Raw genomic sequence first — 18246 nt, 5'->3', positions numbered from 1 at the left:
GTATGTATTCTTAGCGAAAGGGTTCTTTTGTGTACCCTCTTTTAGCGTAGGGGAGGTTGGATAATGGATACCAAGTTCTCGTCAAGGGAGATAATTCTTCGAGAGAAGCGAATATTTATCCGAATCTGACTCCAGAAGCTGTAATCATTGAGTATCATTTTGATGGTTTTAATCCTGAGTATGCTGGAATGGACTGGAAAAGCCTTCGACTTGTGTTCCGATTGGAGGAGGGAAGCTGGCGATTATCCGGCATCATTCACGATGAATGGACGATTTAAAGATACGTAAGTTATGAATGAGAGGGGGACGCTAGCTTGAGTTATGTGAGGAGACTTCCTCGAAAAAATGCTTGCTTTTTATGTTAGAACGAGGTATACTCTTAAATACGGTGATTGAAACAATTTTCAATTACGACTAAATCTTCATCACTTTATGAGGAAGATACATAATTTGCGGTCGTGGCGGAATTGGCAGACGCGCACGGTTCAGGTCCGTGTGGGCTAACCCCCGTGGAGGTTCGAGTCCTCTCGACCGCATCCTAAGAATCCCTTGATATATCAAGGGATTCTTTTTTTTGCTTTTCTTAAATATGATCATTTGTGTGTGAGTTTGAAGAAAGTGGATACATAGTAGAGTAAGGGTTGCTATTCAATGAATAAATTCATCGAAAGATATCCGGAGGGTAATACAGATGCACAGAAGAATGAGGGAGTTGCACCAGGACCTCTATATGTCGTGAACAGGAATACTGCCCTTATGGGTGGCTACTGTGGACCGTGTGACAATCCGAATACTGTTGGTCGAACAACAGATGGAGGCAAGTCATGGGAGAATAGCAAACAGGCACTGGAAGGAAGCAGTGGGCAGTTGCTTGCCATGGCAGATGAGGATAAGGGCTGGATGATTACACTGGATAGTGAGAAGCCTGCGGTTCTCTATAAGACTACAGACGGTGGATTACATTGGGAGAAATCGGGTGACCTGAAGCTCTGATTAGGAAGTGAGCATATAAGAGCCTGAAACGAAAAAACGATAAAATAAATAAGCTGCCACAATCGTACCTAGGAACCTGCGGACGATGGGCAGCTTATTTGTTCTTGTTATGCATTCGACAAGAAAAGCTCCGAATTCTGGCGTATAGCCAGCGTCGGAGTCTTAGTATAAATTAACGAGATGATTTTGTGTTCGGGTGCAGAACGCAATCTGCGAATAACACGGATTTTGGAATACGGAAAAATTGTTCGGCCTTCTCCTGAAAAGCATTGGAAGGCAATGTACCTTGGTGCAACCATTTGCGGAAGGTACCAGGGTGAACGCCAATCCACCGGCTCACATCGCTTACGGATAAATCATGAACCATGCAGAGGCCAGTTAAAATTCGATTGCTAACAGGCGAACGTGTCAACGTTCTTTTCATAAAACGGGAAGGTTCGGGCTGGCAAATCAATGGTGATTTCTCCAGTAACTCTTCTCTGAACAAAATATGACGTGGATATCCGAGGTAATCGCAAGCTTTTTCAAGATTGTTCTTTCCTGGAATACGACCTTCATATACCCAAGCGCTGACGCTTCGAGATGAAACGCCCAGCTCTTCGGCTAACTGGGAAAGTTTAATATCGTTGGCCATCAAGATGGCGAGTAGAACGCGGTTTCGAATCTGGCATCGGGTTGGTCTGCGGAAACGTTTTACACGCACACCTTTCCCTAGATATTTGCGATTGATCAGGGACCACGCCTCTATGGAGTGTTTTACTTGTTGCTTTTGTGTAGGCATAATTCCTCCGACTTTTTTTACCACCATACTACATTATTCGACAAGGTACTTTCAATAGGCAACGGTTCATCATTTATTACCATAAAAAACATTAATAACTAATTAATAATTTTAGGTGCTATTACACTTTAGAGTGATGAAGTTTCTCTCGAAAATACAATATTCGCTTATGGGTGAACTCATCGTATTAACGATCTCTAATGGAGGGGTTAATTGAGTTAAAGACGAACGATTCATAATATTTTTTGTTGACACATTCGTGTTATTGAGATAGATTGTTGGTGAGCAAGCAATAAAAGAATTGGTACAATTTCGTATATCCTCAAAAATAAGGTTTGAGGGTTTCTACAGGGAACCGTAAATTCCTGGCTACGAATAGGGTGCTTTTGCATACCTATTTCGTAGCCAGGCTTTTTTTGTTTCCTTTTTTTGTGAGATAGAGAAACGTTAATACGGTCATACAGGAGGATAAGATGGGTAAATATGATGTGATTGTCGTTGGAGCTGGTCCTGCCGGTATTTTCGCTTGTTATGAATTGACGGTGAAATCACCGAACAGCAAAGTATTACTTGTGGATAAAGGACATAATATTTACCGGAGAAGTTGTCCGATTCTGGAAGAGAAGATTCAGCTATGTCCGCCTGCAGCGGGTAGGAAAGAGTTTGCCGGGTGTATGCCAGCTTGCTCCATCACCGCAGGTTTTGGTGGGGCCGGGGCATATAGTGACGGGAAGTTCAACATTACAACGGAGTTTGGCGGCTGGATGACAGATTATTTACCCGGATCCAAAGTGCTGGAACTGATTAAATATGTTGATGATATTAATTTGAAGCACGGGGCAACATCAAATGTTACGGATCCAACGACAAAAGCGATTACGGATATTGAGCATCGTGGTTATGCTGCAGGGCTTAAGCTACTGCGAGCTCAGGTTCGGCATTTAGGTACCGAGCAGAATTTGGAGATATTGAAATCCATCTATGAGTACTTAGATACTCGGATTGATATGGTATTTAGAGCCGAAGTAGAAGATTTGAACACCGTGAAGAATAACGGTGTACACCGGATCACTGGCATAACCATGAAAGGTGGAGAAGTCCATGAGGCAGATTTGGTTATGGTTGCACCTGGACGGGATGGATCTGCTTGGCTGAGCAGTGTACTGAAGAAGCGTAGACTGAAAATGTACAACAATCAGGTTGATGTCGGTGTTCGAGTCGAGACGACGGACATTGTGATGAAAGAGATAAACGAGCATTTGTACGAAGGAAAGTTTATTTTTAATACATCGGTCGGAACACGTGTGCGAACTTTTTGCAGTAATCCGTCTGGTCATGTGGTAGTTGAGAATCACAGTGGTGTAATGGCTGCCAATGGGCATGCTTTTAAAGATCCGGAACGTGGATCATCCAATACGAATTTTGCGCTTCTTGTCTCTCATAAATTTACAGAGCCGTTCGATAAACCAAATGAATATGCCAGGGAAATATGCAAACGGGCGAATGATTTGTCGAATGGAGGCGTGATTGTTCAAAAATTTGGTGATGTGCTCCGAGGCCGCAGATCTACCGAAGGCAGAATTCGTGAAGGATTCTTGGAACCGACGCTGAAAGAGGCTGTTCCAGGTGATTTGGGGCTGGTATTGCCGTATAACACCATGAAGAGTCTTATTGAAATGGTCGAAGCTCTGGACAAGGTAACTCCCGGAATTGCCTCTGAGCATACACTATTCTACGGTGTGGAAGCGAAATTTTACTCAGCCCGTCCAAAGCTTACGGAAACCTTTGAGACGGAGATTGAGGGGCTTTATTGTGGCGGAGATGGTGCGGGTATTACACGTGGATTGGCTCAAGCAGGAGCGGCAGGGATATGGGTCGCCCGTAATATGATCGAACGGATGGGGCCAGCGTAACAGCGATTTCTTTTTCTTGACGGTAGAGGTATGATATAACAGAAGGAATAATATTTCAGTGACGGAGGAACAGATGATGATTAAACATATCGTTTTTTTTAAATTGAAAGAGCCAACAACTGACAATATCGAAAGAACCGTCCAGGTACTAAGAGACATGGAAGGGAAAATTCCACAGCTTCGTTCACTTGAAGTAGGAAGTGATATCGTTCGTTCGGAGCGTTCTTATGATTTGGCTTTGATTTCAGAAGTGGAAACATTGGAAGATTTGCAGGCTTATCAAGTTCATCCCGTGCACCAGGAAGTTATTCGTTATATCAATACCGTAAAAGATGTTTCCATTAGTGTGGATTATGAAATTTAATTATTTGTCGAAATTGGGCATTGAGCATCATTGTTAGATCACTTACTAGAGATGCTGGAGGAGATCAGCCGTGTATTATGTTAATCAGGAACAAATTGAGCGGCGCCTAAATGCAATTCCCGAAATTGCAGATGGGCTGCGCCAAGTAACAGGGTCTTGGGACGGAGCTCTGGTTCTTGGACTGGTTCAAGAACGCGCTCTTCATTTGGCGATTGAAGTTGTGACAGATGTAGGCAGTTATCTAATTGATGGCTTTATTATGAGAGATGCTAGCAGTTACGAAGATATCATGGATATCATTCATGAGGAGAAAGTGATGTCAAGTGAAGTTCATGCCATTCTGATTGAACTGGTACGGTTGCGAAAGCCTCTTGTTCAGGATTATTATGATTGGCAGCGCCATGTTCTTCATCCGTTATCCTCTGTGCTACCTGATATACTGGAACAGTTTGCATTGAATGTTCGTGCTTATCTTAAGCAAGAGTTATAGAGTTATAACTGCTGAATGCTCATCTGTTCATTCAGACTACATATTATAATCAATTCACAAGGCCTCCAATGCAGGGATTTATTCTGCACGGGGGCTTTTTTGTCTAGATAACAACAAACCTCATAGAGATTTCTTACCTTATCTCCGGAATAATCTAAATAAAAAAATGATAAACCTTGTGTCAATACAAGCCCACCCTGCTTATAATGCATCATGCGACTAGGCATTCGCCCGGTCAGCCTAACCATAAGGAGGGTGGACATATGGCGGAATGGAGCGCGTTAGCGGCTGCTGTAGGCGTTTTGCTCATTGCTGTTGCGACTATAGGCATTATGTTGTCCGTAAGACGTATGCTGCTTCGTACGGAAACGGTACTTGATAACTTGGAAGTTGAGTGTACGCAGTTATCTAGAGAAGCTACGCGGGTTCTGGAGCGGGCTACAGTATCCTTGGACAGCATTCAGCGTCAGTTAGCAGCAGGTGAAGCAATCTCGACATCTATGAGCGAGGCTGCCTCAGCCGTAGTGAAAACTGTTGACGCTGTGCATTCAGTCAGCAAGCGGGCAACACATGCGGCGATCGAGCATATGGAACGGGCCCGTCTAGAGAACGAACGCCGAATTGGTGAAGTGTTTCGCTGGGTCGATGCGGGGATGACACTCTGGTATACGTGGAACCGCCGCACTCCAAAGTCAGGTGACGGGCATGCCGAATAGACCAAGAGGGAGAGATGGACGATGAAAGAGAAGAGCAAAGGACTTTTGTGGGGAGCTTTGATCGGGAGTATTGCCGGCTCTGTAACTGCACTTCTATTAGCGCCAAAATCGGGAAAAGAATTGCGACAAGATATTGCAGACGGTGCTCGCCAAGTTGGAGGCAAGGTTCAGGAGGTGGCAGAGAAGGTCGGGGAGCAGGGGATCAATCTGATCGGTGTAGTAACAGATCGTGCCGAGGGCGTTATTTCAGACATTCAAGCTTGGCGTAACAAAAAAGATACATGGGTTGCTGATGAAGAAGAGTTTGCGAATATATCATCTTTTGAAGAAAATGATGTTTTGGTTGAGGAAGAGAAAGACAAAGCGTACTAGGTTAATCAAATAGCCCTGATGAATCCGGAAACGGTAATCATTCAGGGCTATTCGCCTTTAGCAATTACTTAGAATGAGTTAGTTTGTTTAAATCATTGATCATGGATTTGTATTCGCCACTAGCTTGCATTTTCTTTATATATTCATCCCATTCACGAAGTGATGCTTCTCCTTGAATGACTTTGATTTTCATTTCATTCAGTTTGTTTATAGATTCGGCATAAAGACCTTGGCTCCATAATTGACTAGCTTTCGGTAGTGTTTGACCGCCATAGGAGGTTTGGTGCCAGTTTGTGACGGCTTGTTTATATAAATTTTGTGTTTCGGAAGGTAGGGCATTGAGCAAAGGGTTCATTACAAGCAAATCCTTGCGGCCAAAAAGATTTTGAATGGCGGAATGGTCCGCTTCCTTCAGGCCTTCAATGCCCTCCCATTCTCCAGTTTCTGTCATCGTTATGCCTTGGTCTAGCCATTTCAAAACCTTCTCAGGTTCGACTTTCGACATGCTGGATATGATGTATACGCCGCCACCCGCGGAATTCCATGGAGCGATTGCTTGTGCATCAGCTTTAGCTTTTAACCCTGATATTGGAGTCCAGCTTCCTCTTTTGTCCAAAGTTAGTTTAGCGGCATCATCAAATTTTAGTACGGCGAGGCCGGTCTGTCCTTTTTGTACTTCCTCCATTGCTGTATCAGGATCAATGGTTGCAAAATCTTTGTTCATCAACCCAGCTTCATAAGCACGGTTAAGCCATTCCAATGCTTGGCGCTGACCTGTACTTACGGCGTGATCTACTACGGTTCCTTTTTCCGAGAGACTGAACCGCTCAGGACTTTCTGTAAAGGCATGCTCAACCCAAGTGAGTGATCCTAAATTATTAGCATTCACATAAGCGTACATGGCACTAGTGTTGTTTTTTCCATCCCCATCGGGATCTTTGCTTACGAACTGTTTCAGCAAGTCGAACATTTCATCCATCGTAACCGGTTGCTTACTTCCGAGTATATTCAACCAGTCTTGACGAAGAGCGGGGAAAGGAGCATCGTTAAGGTCACTAGGTCTAGGAATAGCATACACTTTTCCATCGATTTTACGGACAGGCATATCTGATTCATCGGTAAGTTTTTGCAAGGTTGGGTAGGCATTCAGGTTTTGGCTAAGATCCAAAGCTATAGACTGAAATAGATCATCTTGAAATTCATGAGCATCCGGAAGGAGCATTAAAGATTCCATATCTCCAGCTGCAATTTTTATTTTGGTTTTGTCTGAGAAATTTCGAGGGGGAGTGAGGTTCATTTGAACATTTGTCTCCCAGCTATCTTTCATATACTGGATGAGAGCTGCAGGGTTATCTGTTATATTATTATCTGCTCTTGTTCCGACGCGCAACTGAATCTGTGCATATGGATCACTTACGGTTGCAAAAGATCCATGGGGATTCCAGCGTATTAATAATCCAGAGTTTAATGCAGTAAAGCGAAGTGGAACCCAAAGTTCATCCTCTAGCACAAATGGAGCAGTAGGTAAGTCTTTAATGGTTTGACCGCCCACTTCAGCTTCTCTACGTTTGTCCCAGAATATAAGAGATGGTTTCTCGGGCTTCTCGGCACTTAGTTTCTTTGCTGAGGCATCCCATGTTACTTGATATCCAAGGCTTCTCAAAAACGGTGCTGCTTGGATCATAATCGTTCCTTTGTGATTAATAGGTTGGTTTCCCAGAATTACATTGAGATTATCGAAATATACGGCCGCAGGTTGACCATATTCAGTGGCTGCGCTTACCCATGGTGAGCGGTCAGCATGAGATGTCCCGATCAAGCTTCCAGATAACGCGGTGGTGAGAGCCAGAACCGTTAACATTTTTAAAGGTCTGGATAGTGCTGAATGTTTCTTACTCATAAGCAGGATTCACTCCTTATTAATTAAAAAACTATAGTTATGTATACATTCTTCATTAAATGGTAATATCCCCCTATAACTTTTAAATGTAATTATTAATAAACTGATCAGTGGGATGGTGGAAAAATCAAACTCCCTGCTGTAATTCCAGCAGGGAGTGTATAAGTTGGCTAGATCGTTTGGATGAATTTGTAAAAGGAATCAATCAATAGAGCCTTTCCATATATTGAAACAAAGGACTGCGAACTTCATCATTATATGATTTATGGAAAATATGTGTGGTTGCTGGAGATACCGGCGGAATGAGCCAAGTCCAGTCGCCAGTTATTTCTCGATCTGATCTGGCTTCGCGTTCCTCGAATGAGCGGAATTGCATAGCAGCCGTATGGTGGTCAACAATGCTAACTCCAGCTTTTTTGTATGAATGTAATACGGCAATATTCAGTTCTACGAGTGCTCGATCACGCCACAGCGTTGTTTCACTATGTGTATCTAGTCCCATCAGTTCTGCAATGAGCGGAAGCTTATTGTAACGAAATGAATCCGCCAAATTCCGGGCACCAATCTCTGTACCCATATACCATCCATTAAACGGTGCTGCTTGATACGTGATACCCCCGATTTCAAGAGCCATGTCTGAAATAATGGGGACTGCATACCACTTCAGACCGAGTGAGGAGAAGGAAGGGATCTCTGGATGCTCCAGGTGTACTTCAATCACGGCATGACGAGGGATGTTAAACCATTCGGGTTCCTGATTTCCTTGTTGGATAACCAGCGGGAGAATATCAAAGTCCGTGCCTTCACCGGTCCACCCCATCTTGTTGCACATGTTCGTAAAAGCAATGGAATCTGGATCTCCAACAATTCCATCTGTTGTTTCGTAACCGGCATAACGGATAAGTTGATGGTTCCAGATGCGAATCGATTCTGATATGGCTGTTTCTGGACGAAATACGGTGATGGATGGAATAATTCGTCCTCCATTTGTCGCTTTTTCAATATGCTGTATAAGGAGAGATGCCACTTCAAGAGGGGATTCCGATTGTCTGGCATCCGTGATCCGAAGTTTGTCCCAGAATAGCCTTCCGATACAGCGATTACTGTTACGCCAGGCCATTTTTGCACCGTGTTCGAGTTCCTCGAACGTATGTGTGTAGGTACCTGTCTGTTGGATCTCCGATAAAATGTCATTTATTCTACTCCGGGTTTCTTCTGGAGTTTTGTTTAGCTCTGAATACGCTCGAGTTATGAATGAATGAGCGGCTTCATATATTTCCGTTTTGCCAAGCATGATTTCGTCTCACCTGACTTTCTCTTAATTGCGAGTATCTTATCTAGTATACGATATTTGAGTTCAAGGGTAGTCTTAGTTCTTTGCTATTTTGTGGACAAACCTTTACAGTACGCCACTTTAGCGTCTATCTTAAGTTGAAGAAGGAGCCAAATTGGGTTAAGATTTAGGTACGTTTTATCTGTGGAAGACATATGGTAACACAACTAAGATTTGAATAATGATAAGAAGGAAGCGGTGTGTTCGTGCAGCAAGCAATCGCAATACTAGACTCGGGTGTGGGTGGTCTGACTGTCGCCAAAGAAGTTATGAGGCAGCTCCCAAGAGAAAAAATTATTTACTTTGGAGATACAGCCCGCGCACCCTACGGACCCCGTACCCCGGAACAAGTCCGTTTATTTACGGAACAAATCGTAGATTATTTACTTCAATATGATCCCAAAATGATCGTCATCGCGTGCAATACGGCAACTGCGGCAGCACTTGACTATATTTCTGCTAAAGTATCTATTCCGGTTATCGGTGTCATTCATCCAGGTGCCCGTGCTGCAATCAGTGCAACCAAGACGGGGCATGTCGGCGTGATCGGTACAGTTGGAACCATTGGTAGTGGTGCCTATACGACGGCACTTAAGCAACTATCTCCATATGTGGAGGTGGAGAGCCAGGCTTGTCCTGCTCTAGTTCCACTTGTAGAACATGGGCTGTTTCGATCACCTGAATCATATGGTATTGTTCAAGATTCACTTCATACCATAAAACAATCCCCGATTGATTGCCTGATTCTTGGTTGTACCCATTATCCATTTTTGGTAGATACCATTCAGCAGGTTATGGGTCCTGGAGTGAAGTTGATTAGCTCAGCCGATGAGACGGCTCGAGAGATTAGCACGATTTTATATGATAAGGGTCAACTTTCGAGTGGCGAAGAAACACCTATCCATCAGTTTTTCTGTACGGGGGATGCTGAGATGTTTCAGAGCATTGCTACAGAGTGGCTTGGAGAACAAATCAAGCGGACGCCAGTTGTATGGCAGATTACAAAACTCTAATTTAGTAGACTCATTCATAGCCAAGAAGCCGGATTCCGTAGGGATCCGGCTTCTTGTGTAAATATGTATAAAGCGAATTTCGTACAACCCTTGGAACATATACATTGCAGTGGACGGTAAAAATAGCGGGTGGCTAAGGCTGCCGGAAAGGAAAACGTCATGCGACAGTATATTGTACAAAAAGGAGACACACTTCAGAGGATTGCAGCAAAATACGGCTTGGCGAAAGAACAGCTTATTACCGGTAATCCTTGGGCTGGACAGCAGCCTTATCTGCTGCCTGGTCAATTAATATATCTTCCGGCGTCACTGCGCCGAAGATATGTGATCCAGGAAGGAGACAGTCCCGAAAGTATTGCTCAAACATTTCATTTCCAGCCAGCGGCGCTGGAAGAAGTGAATCCAGGGATGTCGATTTATACGTTTCCGATTGGTAAAACGATCGCACTCCCGCCCTCAGAACCGAAGTTCATCATCAGATTGGCCGGAGAGTACGGGCCACAAGAATTGGATTTGGATTTGGATAAATTGACTGCTCAGTATCCCATCATAGAATGCCATACGATTGGAGCAAGTGTTATGGGCAAACCGCTGCATGCGGTCAAAATAGGTGTTGGCCAAAAACAACTTCATGTGAATGCAGCACTTCATGCGAATGAATGGATAACAAGCCCTTGCCTTCTTAGGTTCCTGGAGATTTATGCATCGGCATTAACAAAGGGAAGGTTGATTCAAGGCGTTGATCCAAATGAATGGTATAACCAATTCACATTATGGCTTGTACCTATGGCCAATCCTGACGGAGTTGAACTTGTTCAAGAGGGAGTATTGCCGGATCATAGATATTATGACCAGCTGATCGAGTGGAACGGAGGACGGGAGGATTTCCGGCGCTGGAAAGCAAATATACACGGGGTGGATTTAGGTGACCAATTCCCAGCTCATTGGGAGGAAGAAGTAAATAGAAGAGGCAAGACAACTCCAAGTCCACAGGATTACGCCGGAGTCGCACCATTGTGTGAACCTGAAGCCGAAGCAATAGCGAGGCACACAATTCAGACATCTCCTGAACGTGCTCTCTCATTACACAGTCAGGGACAAGAAATCTATTGGAACTATAGGGGATATGAACCAGCAATAAGTGAACAAATGGCTATTCGTTTAGGTCAGGCAAGCGGGTATCGTCCAGTTAAGCTGCAAGGCAGTGATGCGGGGTATAAAGACTGGTATATCCAGCATTTTCGCAGACCAGGCTTTACGGTTGAGATCGGGCGGGGAATAAATCCTCTTCCTATCGAGGACTTCGAGGATTTGTGTGTCGAGGTGAGTTCCGTTATGACGGCCTTTATGTCCTTGGATTGATAATAGCGTGAAACGATTTAAGCATAATTGCGTAAACTATATACGAAAAGACAACCGCCGTACGGAGTGAGATACCAATGCGGTGGTTGTCTCCTCTTTCATATAGGACTCAAACGGGTATCTTAGTTATACAACTTCTTGATGGAGAGGGGAGGAACGCCACATGAAATGGAGAAGGTTATTTTCGCTTCGGCAATGGTCTCACGTCTTTAAGCGTATATTTAAATATTTATCATCCCCGGATATTGCTAAGGGGGACAAGCTGCTGTTTTTTATTCCTGCTGTGCTGTATTGGGTCCTCCCGGATGCAATACCGTTTCTGCCGATTGATGATATCGGTGTGACCATGCTGCTTATGAACTGGTTTGTGGGCCGGATTGATCGTAAATATCCTGGACTGAATACGGACAACCCTGAACGAATCCCACCTGCTCGTTAACGGAATCGTCGCTTGCGAAAATATTGTGCGAGGGCTAAAATGAAATATTGAGTGATTGAATCATGAGGAGATGAACATAAATGAATTGCAAAATTACCCGCAATGCGGCTAAAGTGATAAAGCGAGAATTGGATAAAGAAGAGAACCAAGGCAAAAAACTTCGTGTTGTCATTACCCATGCTCATGGAGATCATGCTCATTATGGACTTGATCTAGATACCCCGAAGGAAACCGATGAAGTGATTTCTACAGACAAAGATATTGATGTGATATTGGAGTCTGGTCAAGAGCTTCTTGATGGCGTCAAAATCGATTACTTGTACTTCCCGGAAGAAGGGTTTATTATAACGAATCCATCCAAAGGAAATCATGGCGACCACTAGGTCGTTCTTATAAAGAGGTTATGCGACATGGCAAATGATATCCGCGTATGTGAAAAATGTAAAGGAACATCCCTAAAGACTATTTTACCTAAGTTGAAAAAGCTGGCACCTGATGCCGATATCAAAGTAGGTTGTAAATCCTACTGCGGGCCCTGCAAAAAACGTGCTTTTATCTATGTAAACGGCCGTTATATCAGTGCTCCAACAGAGGAAGAGGTGCTTGCGAAAGCAACGCCGTTCATCAAAAAGTAATTTATTCATTACGATTCCCTTTTTAACTGCATAGTTCCTCTCAAAGACATCCATCCTAAGGATGCAGGCAGAAACCTTGTAATTGAGAAGGGAGCAACCGAAATGAACAGTCACGATTCCAGCCTTCAGTCGAATAACCCGGCCAATAGCGCTTTAGACTCGGCCGAGAAATTACATCGTTCGGTTTCTTCAGCTTTGTCCAATCCAACGGAACAGCTGATCCAGCAAGCACACAATTCTTTAGCTCATGCAGAGCAGGCTGTCCTTCAAGCTAAAGGTCATGCCAATAAGAATGCTGTGGAATTAGCAGAGGAACTGCTCGGCGAAGAGAAGGAACGTCTGTCCAAGCTTCATTCAGATGAAAGGTAAGGCGCTAGTCCTGTTTAATAAGCCCGTTAAGAGTTTGATCTCTTAGCGGGCTTTTTTATGGCAAAAAAAACGCATGAATCCCCGAAAAAGTATAGGACTCATGCGTATCAGAAATTATTTTATTTTGTGTTGGCTGTGGTTGCTTTAAACTGCTGAAGTAGATTATACGTGATGGTCTCGTCTGATATTTTTAGTAAATCTTTGGTATCTTCATAACCCTGCTTACAAGCGTTAATATCGGTAGGGTTACGCGTCGACAGACTATAACAGGTTCCGTCTTCAAAGCCTCCGGTTTCCGCTGGGATGTAGAACACTTCATGATCTGAGAAGGCACCACTTCGTAGAGGAATGAGTCGTTCTTTATCGCTTAACAGGCTGTCTCCCATCAGGTAGTATGGCTCTGAAGAGATTCCGAGTAAATGATAAATCGTTGGTGCAGTATTCATCATCCCGGCAGCTTCTGAATAGACGCCGGCGCTACCGCCATCAGGCAGATGAATCAGTAATGGGACTTGGTTCATGATCTGTTTCATATCGAGCTCAGTCATTTGGCGGCCCAAAAATTGCTCATAGAAAGTTTGGTCCTTGATCGAGTTATCATGATCACCATATATGATCAATATGGAGTTATCCCACAGTCCTTGGGATTTCATTTGTTCTACAAATTGACCGAGTGATTCATCAGCATAGTGCATCGCTTGAAGGTAATTACCGAATATCGTTCCCTGAAATTGTCCGGTATCTAGTACTTGTTTATCTTTAGGTATTCCATAAGGATGATGACTGCTTAAAGTAATTAGGAATGAGTAAAATGGTTCGGGAACATCTTTCATCATGTTCAAGGATTGTTTGAAAAATGACGTGTCACTTATCGACCACCCAATCATCTCATCCTGTACAAAATCTTTTTTACTATAGTAGCGGTTATAATTCATTTCTCTATACACATTATTTCGGTTCCAAAAGCTGCTGTCATACGAATGATAGACATTTGCAGTATAACCATGCTCTGTCAGGATCGATGGAATGGTGTCATAATCATGAGACGCGAACCTTGTAAAGACTGAACCCATGGGCAGTGGTAATAAGGAGCTCTGTGTCACAAAGTCCGCATCCGAAGTACGCCCAAGTGCCGTTTGATGATAAAAGTTGCTAAAATACATACTTTCCTTCATCAACTTGTTAAAATTCGGAGTGATTTCCTGCCCATTTATTTTTTGATTCACCACAAAATTCATAAATGCTTCCACTTGAATCATAATAACGTTACTGTCTTTATACTTTCCGAAGGTATCATTCAGCACCGTCTGATTGGAACGTTTCTCATCAAACCATTTCTGGATACGATTAACTTCTTCTTGTGCCAGTGCGGGTTCAAGACCCAGATTGTCTTTGGCATACCGGTAAATATCATAGCCATGAAAGCCAATTAAACCGGTAACATTGTAAATGGTAACATTCCACCAATTGCTATCGAACAGACCGACAGCCCATGTCTTAGAAGCGATTTTAATAGGAGCGAAAGTGAGGATACATCCGAGCAGAAGCGTCAATGTACCTGCGATGAATCTTCGAACCAAGATATTTCGTGGGCTGCGAGTACTTGTAGCTGGCTTTTTGTAGCTTAAATACCGTTTGCGAAAGACAAGGGAGACGGTCAATGGAACCAGAACGACCCAATCGATGAAAAAGAATAAATCCTGCCAATGAATCAATGAGCGAATACTTTCACCGAGAGAACTGACTTGTCCTGCTTGCATAAGGATAGGAACGGTTATAAAGTCTTCAAAATAACGATAGAAGACCAAATCGGAATAAATGAGACCTGTAAGAACTAGATTGATCAACATTAAAGACGCAATTCTGCCTCTTGGAGGGAGCCAGAATGTCCAAAATGATACGAGTAAAAGGGAACCGATCGCAATGATGTAATCAACAGGATTCATATCGATACTCTTTACATCGAGGCTGTAATGGAAAAGTAAAAGCTTAATCAACATGATAATGATAAATATCGTATAGGAGGCATACCTGTTCTGGAACATCCGGCGAAGTCGTTCTCTCATACCTCCTGTGGATAATGTCTGCAATGAATTTTCCCCCTTGAAACGACTGTAGCAGCCTTTTTCTCATGATTCTATTTATTATATAACGACAAAATACCGTTTCAAACCGTGGAACGATGAAAAGAAAGCCGCCTGATTCGGCGGCTTTTGATGTAAGTTATTCTGAAGGACGGGGACGTGGCGGAAGTGGTCCAAGAAATTGTAGATACTGACACTCAATACGCCCGTTGAACAGTTTACGACGTTTGTCAGCTTTACGGCCGAAGTAGTGCTCAAATTGTTTTGTTGGGCTGAGTGCGAAAAAGGACCAGGTCGGAAGACGATTCGCCATTCCGCCAAGCTGACGAACCAAGCGTTCGACTTCTTCTTTTTCACTTAGACGTTCACCGTACGGCGGATTCGTAATGAGACAGCCATAATCACCCTCAGGCAGTGCTTTGGAAGCCGGTAGTACTCGGAAGTTGATCTCTCCGGCTAATCCTGCGCTTTTCGCTGCGGCCTTGGCAACTTCAATCGCCTTTGGATCGATGTCACTGCCAGTCAATTCAAGAGGAATGTCGTCTGTGACAGCATCAAAGGCTTCATCACGTGCATCTGCCCAGCGATCAGGTCCGATAATGTCCCAATGTTCGGATGGGAATGAACGGCGCAGACCTGGAGCGATATTCCAAGCCATCATAGCGGCTTCGATTAGAATCGTTCCTGATCCACAGCATGGATCATACAGCGGGCGGTGCGGGCCCCAGCGGCTCAGCTGGATGAGAGCAGAGGCCATCGTTTCTTTCAATGGTGCTTCTGTAATCAGTTTACGATATCCACGTTTATGCAGTGCAGGGCCAGTGGTATCAAGGGTTAAGATCGCCCGGTCTTTAAGCAAAGATACTTCGATGACATACCGTGGACCATTTTCCGGGAACCATTCAGTGTGATGCGATAATTTTAACTTTTCTACAATTGCTTTTTTTACAATACCTTGGCAGGCAGGGACGCTGCTTAGCTGCGATTTATGAGAACGCCCTTCAACAGGAAACTCGCCGTTTGCAGGGATCCAGTCTTCCCAAGGCAGCGCTTTTGTACCTTCAAATAATTCATCAAATGTGAGTGCGTTAAACTCTCCCATTTTGACAAGGATACGGTCAGATGTGCGAAGCCATAAGTTGCATCGGCAGATATCGATCAAGTCACCGGAAAATGTTACTCTTCCGTTCTCTACTTCAGTGTCTGTGTATCCCAGTTCTTTCAATTCACGTGCAACTACAGCTTCAAGCCCCATAGGAGCCGTAGCGATTAATTGTAATCGAGGCATTAACGAAGTCAACTCCATTTACGATGTGTACGGCGCAGACAGCACCGCCGGCAATTTATCTATTATAGGCGATTGTACAAGTCAAGACAATTATCATATGATAAGATTCGTTGGAATCTGTTCAAAAAGACATTATCTTTGTACGACTTAAAGGAGGAAATCTCTTTGCATATCACCCCTGATGATTATGTTAACCAATTATACCAAGAAGATGAAGAATTGCTGCAAGTAAAAAGAGCGATCCAGGAACAGGGCATGCCCGAGGTGTCAGTGGCACCCGCTTACGGCCGTTTGCTAACTTTGTTAGTCCAGACTTCAGGAGCTCAAGAAATATTGGAAATAGGAGCACTGGGGGGATATAGTGGGATCTGTCTTTGCCGCGGATTAAGTGAAGGAGGCAGACTGACTTCACTGGAGCTGAAAGAAGAATATGCTGCACTAGCCGGATCTCATCTGGAGAAGTCAGGATATAAAGATATGGTGGAATACCGGATTGGAGCTGCTGCTGACAGTCTAGAAGAGCTCAAACGTGAAGGGCGACGCTTTGATTTCTTCTTTATCGATGCTGATAAAGAGAATTATCCGGTTTATCTCGATTATGCCATCGAACTTGCCAATCCAGGAGCAATCATTGCAGGGGATAACTGCTTTTTGCGCGGTCGGACGCTGAATTCAGAGAAGAATGGACCTTCTGTACAGGCAGTTCGACGCTTTAATGAGCGCATTGCCACAGATGAAAGGCTCACAAGCACACTCCTACCTGCATATGATGGACTTATTCTTGCTCGTGTGAAATAAGAGGACGAGCATGGAAACGGTCATTGTTGTTGCTCTTAAGGTGTACCATAAGAAAAGGCCAGCCAGGAATTCTGGTTGGCCTTTTCTTCATGTGGTAGAGAGGAGGTATTATCCTCAATCGGCATCAAGTGTTTGTTCTTTCTGCAAGGGAAGTTTCCTCCCCATACTTTTATTTTCGTTAAATAACCGATCATTCCATCGTGCTAGCCAGAAAAGCGTCTTGGCATCAATGAACCTATAGAATAAATGTGCAATAGCGAATATGACTGGAAGCGTAATTATGGATGTTAGGATTAAATTTAACGAATAAGGAAGGTATGAACTGAACAATAGAAATACAAAACTACCAAATGAACAAATGATCGTAAAGTGCACGAGATATAGAGAGAAGGACACTTTACCCAGATAAGCGAAAAATTTGAGGCTAAATAGTGTCTGCATCCGCTTCGAATTCAATAAAGCCGTTATGATCAGGAATGATCCGATTACATGATAGAACACGAAGAATGAAAAGTCAGCGGACTCCCAAACAAGAACAGAATATACTGTGCCCTGAGGGTTGAGATAAGGATATGAACCAGTATAAACACCGGTAACTAACATGAAGAGGTTAATCCATGGCCGATTGATATAAGCTAGCCAATCCCTTCCGCTGTTTTTTAAATCACTCAGAAGCATGCCGAGTATAAATCCCAGATAGTATGAATCCATAAACCAATAGAAGAGAACCACATATCCCGCAAAGCGAATATTCCGCTTACCTAAAGTTAACAGAAAGGCAAAGATCAAAAAGGATCCAAGCAGTTCATAGGTCATGGTCCAGAGTACTGGATTATAACCAGAACCATAGGTGAAAAAAATATGGAACAGGCCCTCCTTTAACATAGATAGCAGACCTGCGTCAGCAGCAAAGGGATCCGGCATAGAAGATAATGTGATTTCACGTATGTTATCAAAGGCTCCCAAACCAAAGATCACAATCAAATAAGCTAGAATCACGGAAAAAAAGGCAGGCGCAGCTAAGCGGAAGTACCTTCGGATCGCAGAAGAAAGAATAATGGAATTATTCTTGGTTTTGAAAAATTTGCAGCTAAGTACATACCCACTCAAAACAAAAAATAGACACACAGAAAAGTTCCCATTAAACATCAGATTAATTGGAGTACGGGCGGCCATGTTCTCGAATGCGAAATGTTCAATTTCTCTCCTACCTTCAAAGACAGAAGGCATAAAAACTTGGAAAAAATGAGATACGACGACGATAAAGGCGGCTATGCCTCTCAAACTATCCAAATATGCGATTTTCATAACGTTGTTTCAGCTCCCATTGAAATAGGAATATCTGTACATGATACGGATTTTTTAGGGATAATTATTCGTAAGGAAATGGTTTTGA

At 43.5% G+C, this 18246-nt stretch carries 20 protein-coding genes, 1 tRNA gene and 1 riboswitch; of the genes, 15 read left to right on the top strand and 6 right to left on the bottom strand.

Annotation, left to right across the window (positions count from 1 at the left end):
• The first annotated feature begins 56 nt into the window (after window positions 1–56).
• The 3 genes from ACFQV5_RS18420 to ACFQV5_RS18410 all read left to right on the top strand — a co-directional run bounded on the left by ACFQV5_RS18420 (window position 57) and on the right by ACFQV5_RS18410 (window position 993).
• On the top strand, window positions 57–278 hold the full coding sequence (locus tag ACFQV5_RS18420) for a hypothetical protein (RefSeq protein WP_379248832.1): 222 nt from the start codon (window positions 57–59) through the stop codon (window positions 276–278).
• Between the two features lie 174 nt (window positions 279–452).
• A tRNA-Leu gene (locus tag ACFQV5_RS18415) sits at window positions 453–536 on the top strand.
• Between the two features lie 115 nt (window positions 537–651).
• Window positions 652–993 carry a WD40/YVTN/BNR-like repeat-containing protein gene (locus ACFQV5_RS18410; protein ID WP_379248831.1) on the top strand — a complete coding sequence of 114 codons (342 nt, stop codon included), beginning with the start codon at window positions 652–654 and terminating at the stop codon, window positions 991–993.
• Between the two features lie 172 nt (window positions 994–1165).
• Here ACFQV5_RS18410 and ACFQV5_RS18405 read toward each other — a convergent pair whose 3' ends face one another.
• A complete protein-coding gene (locus ACFQV5_RS18405; protein WP_379248830.1) occupies window positions 1166–1774 on the bottom strand; it encodes a helix-turn-helix domain-containing protein in 609 nt (202 codons plus the stop codon).
• A gap of 292 nt (window positions 1775–2066) precedes the next feature.
• Window positions 2067–2166, top strand: a riboswitch (purine riboswitch).
• Between the two features lie 81 nt (window positions 2167–2247).
• Here ACFQV5_RS18405 and ACFQV5_RS18400 point away from each other — a divergent pair.
• From ACFQV5_RS18400 to ACFQV5_RS18380, 5 genes are all read left to right on the top strand, one after another.
• Entirely contained in the window at window positions 2248–3687 is a 1440-nt protein-coding gene (locus tag ACFQV5_RS18400; RefSeq protein ID WP_379248829.1) for an NAD(P)/FAD-dependent oxidoreductase, read from the top strand.
• Window positions 3688–3763: 76 nt separating this feature from the next.
• Window positions 3764–4051: a Dabb family protein gene (locus tag ACFQV5_RS18395; RefSeq protein WP_379249436.1), complete on the top strand. Its 288-nt coding sequence runs from the start codon at window positions 3764–3766 to the stop codon at window positions 4049–4051.
• Between the two features lie 70 nt (window positions 4052–4121).
• A complete protein-coding gene (locus ACFQV5_RS18390) occupies window positions 4122–4541 on the top strand; it encodes a DUF86 domain-containing protein (protein WP_379248828.1) in 420 nt (139 codons plus the stop codon).
• Between the two features lie 263 nt (window positions 4542–4804).
• The gene (locus ACFQV5_RS18385; RefSeq protein WP_379248827.1) at window positions 4805–5257 is read left to right on the top strand and encodes a DUF948 domain-containing protein; all 453 of its coding nucleotides are present in this window, start codon (window positions 4805–4807) and stop codon (window positions 5255–5257) included.
• A gap of 21 nt (window positions 5258–5278) precedes the next feature.
• Window positions 5279–5629: a YtxH domain-containing protein gene (locus ACFQV5_RS18380; protein WP_379248826.1), complete on the top strand. Its 351-nt coding sequence runs from the start codon at window positions 5279–5281 to the stop codon at window positions 5627–5629.
• Between the two features lie 64 nt (window positions 5630–5693).
• Here ACFQV5_RS18380 and ACFQV5_RS18375 read toward each other — a convergent pair whose 3' ends face one another.
• Both ACFQV5_RS18375 and ACFQV5_RS18370 read right to left on the bottom strand, forming a co-directional pair.
• Window positions 5694–7529, bottom strand: a complete 1836-nt coding sequence (locus ACFQV5_RS18375; RefSeq protein WP_379248825.1) for a stalk domain-containing protein — start codon at window positions 7527–7529, stop codon at window positions 5694–5696.
• 205 nt (window positions 7530–7734) lie between these two features.
• Complete coding sequence (locus tag ACFQV5_RS18370) at window positions 7735–8823, bottom strand: nitric oxide synthase oxygenase (RefSeq protein WP_379248824.1); 1089 nt, start codon at window positions 8821–8823, stop codon at window positions 7735–7737.
• Between the two features lie 245 nt (window positions 8824–9068).
• On the opposite strand from ACFQV5_RS18370, the gene racE reads away from it, so the two are divergent.
• From racE to ACFQV5_RS18340, 6 genes are all read left to right on the top strand, one after another.
• Window positions 9069–9875, top strand: coding sequence for a glutamate racemase (gene racE, locus ACFQV5_RS18365; RefSeq protein ID WP_379248823.1), 807 nt, complete (start codon window positions 9069–9071; stop codon window positions 9873–9875).
• Between the two features lie 159 nt (window positions 9876–10034).
• Entirely contained in the window at window positions 10035–11237 is a 1203-nt protein-coding gene (locus ACFQV5_RS18360) for a M14 family zinc carboxypeptidase (RefSeq protein ID WP_379248822.1), read from the top strand.
• Window positions 11238–11400: 163 nt separating this feature from the next.
• Window positions 11401–11676 (top strand): hypothetical protein, encoded by a 276-nt coding sequence (locus ACFQV5_RS18355; RefSeq protein WP_379248821.1) that lies wholly within the window; start codon window positions 11401–11403, stop codon window positions 11674–11676.
• Window positions 11677–11756: 80 nt separating this feature from the next.
• Window positions 11757–12059 carry an iron-sulfur cluster assembly accessory protein gene (locus ACFQV5_RS18350; RefSeq protein WP_379248820.1) on the top strand — a complete coding sequence of 101 codons (303 nt, stop codon included), beginning with the start codon at window positions 11757–11759 and terminating at the stop codon, window positions 12057–12059.
• A 27-nt stretch (window positions 12060–12086) separates the two neighbouring features.
• Window positions 12087–12311 carry a YuzB family protein gene (locus ACFQV5_RS18345; RefSeq protein ID WP_379248819.1) on the top strand — a complete coding sequence of 75 codons (225 nt, stop codon included), beginning with the start codon at window positions 12087–12089 and terminating at the stop codon, window positions 12309–12311.
• 102 nt (window positions 12312–12413) lie between these two features.
• Entirely contained in the window at window positions 12414–12680 is a 267-nt protein-coding gene (locus ACFQV5_RS18340) for a hypothetical protein (RefSeq protein ID WP_379248818.1), read from the top strand.
• Window positions 12681–12799: 119 nt separating this feature from the next.
• Here the strand turns inward: ACFQV5_RS18340 and ACFQV5_RS18335 are convergent, their stop codons facing one another.
• Both ACFQV5_RS18335 and ACFQV5_RS18330 read right to left on the bottom strand, forming a co-directional pair.
• On the bottom strand, window positions 12800–14746 hold the full coding sequence (locus ACFQV5_RS18335) for an LTA synthase family protein (RefSeq protein ID WP_379249433.1): 1947 nt from the start codon (window positions 14744–14746) through the stop codon (window positions 12800–12802).
• Window positions 14747–14903: 157 nt separating this feature from the next.
• Window positions 14904–16052, bottom strand: a complete 1149-nt coding sequence (locus tag ACFQV5_RS18330; protein ID WP_379248817.1) for a THUMP domain-containing class I SAM-dependent RNA methyltransferase — start codon at window positions 16050–16052, stop codon at window positions 14904–14906.
• Between the two features lie 165 nt (window positions 16053–16217).
• Here ACFQV5_RS18330 and ACFQV5_RS18325 point away from each other — a divergent pair, with 165 nt between their 5' ends.
• Window positions 16218–16850: an O-methyltransferase gene (locus tag ACFQV5_RS18325; protein WP_379248816.1), complete on the top strand. Its 633-nt coding sequence runs from the start codon at window positions 16218–16220 to the stop codon at window positions 16848–16850.
• A gap of 114 nt (window positions 16851–16964) precedes the next feature.
• Here the strand turns inward: ACFQV5_RS18325 and ACFQV5_RS18320 are convergent, their stop codons facing one another.
• Complete coding sequence (locus ACFQV5_RS18320) at window positions 16965–18158, bottom strand: acyltransferase family protein (protein ID WP_379248815.1); 1194 nt, start codon at window positions 18156–18158, stop codon at window positions 16965–16967.
• Window positions 18159–18246 lie beyond the last annotated feature (88 nt).

The sequence above is a fragment of the Paenibacillus sp. GCM10028914 genome, from assembly GCF_042666275.1.
Lineage (GTDB): Bacteria > Bacillota > Bacilli > Paenibacillales > Paenibacillaceae > Paenibacillus_AQ.
The sequence above is the reverse complement of the archived record's forward strand: the minus strand, read 5'-3'. Positions and strand labels throughout refer to the sequence as shown.

What these genes read in the sequence shown, in the direction of transcription:
- ACFQV5_RS18380 (WP_379248826.1), top strand. Translation starts at nt 5,279, where the DNA reads ATGAAAGAGAAGAGCAAAGGACTTTTGTGGGGAGCTTTGATCGGGAGT.
- ACFQV5_RS18345 (WP_379248819.1), top strand. Translation starts at nt 12,087, where the DNA reads ATGGCAAATGATATCCGCGTATGTGAAAAATGTAAAGGAACATCCCTA.
- ACFQV5_RS18385 (WP_379248827.1), top strand. Translation starts at nt 4,805, where the DNA reads ATGGCGGAATGGAGCGCGTTAGCGGCTGCTGTAGGCGTTTTGCTCATT.
- ACFQV5_RS18370 (WP_379248824.1), bottom strand. Translation starts at nt 8,823, where the DNA reads ATGCTTGGCAAAACGGAAATATATGAAGCCGCTCATTCATTCATAACT.
- ACFQV5_RS18355 (WP_379248821.1), top strand. Translation starts at nt 11,401, where the DNA reads ATGAAATGGAGAAGGTTATTTTCGCTTCGGCAATGGTCTCACGTCTTT.
- ACFQV5_RS18395 (WP_379249436.1), top strand. Translation starts at nt 3,764, where the DNA reads ATGATTAAACATATCGTTTTTTTTAAATTGAAAGAGCCAACAACTGAC.
- ACFQV5_RS18335 (WP_379249433.1), bottom strand. Translation starts at nt 14,746, where the DNA reads ATGAGAGAACGACTTCGCCGGATGTTCCAGAACAGGTATGCCTCCTAT.
- ACFQV5_RS18340 (WP_379248818.1), top strand. Translation starts at nt 12,414, where the DNA reads ATGAACAGTCACGATTCCAGCCTTCAGTCGAATAACCCGGCCAATAGC.
- ACFQV5_RS18360 (WP_379248822.1), top strand. Translation starts at nt 10,035, where the DNA reads ATGCGACAGTATATTGTACAAAAAGGAGACACACTTCAGAGGATTGCA.
- ACFQV5_RS18400 (WP_379248829.1), top strand. Translation starts at nt 2,248, where the DNA reads ATGGGTAAATATGATGTGATTGTCGTTGGAGCTGGTCCTGCCGGTATT.
- ACFQV5_RS18410 (WP_379248831.1), top strand. Translation starts at nt 652, where the DNA reads ATGAATAAATTCATCGAAAGATATCCGGAGGGTAATACAGATGCACAG.
- ACFQV5_RS18405 (WP_379248830.1), bottom strand. Translation starts at nt 1,774, where the DNA reads ATGCCTACACAAAAGCAACAAGTAAAACACTCCATAGAGGCGTGGTCC.
- ACFQV5_RS18350 (WP_379248820.1), top strand. Translation starts at nt 11,757, where the DNA reads ATGAATTGCAAAATTACCCGCAATGCGGCTAAAGTGATAAAGCGAGAA.
- ACFQV5_RS18375 (WP_379248825.1), bottom strand. Translation starts at nt 7,529, where the DNA reads ATGAGTAAGAAACATTCAGCACTATCCAGACCTTTAAAAATGTTAACG.
- ACFQV5_RS18320 (WP_379248815.1), bottom strand. Translation starts at nt 18,158, where the DNA reads ATGAAAATCGCATATTTGGATAGTTTGAGAGGCATAGCCGCCTTTATC.
- ACFQV5_RS18330 (WP_379248817.1), bottom strand. Translation starts at nt 16,052, where the DNA reads ATGCCTCGATTACAATTAATCGCTACGGCTCCTATGGGGCTTGAAGCT.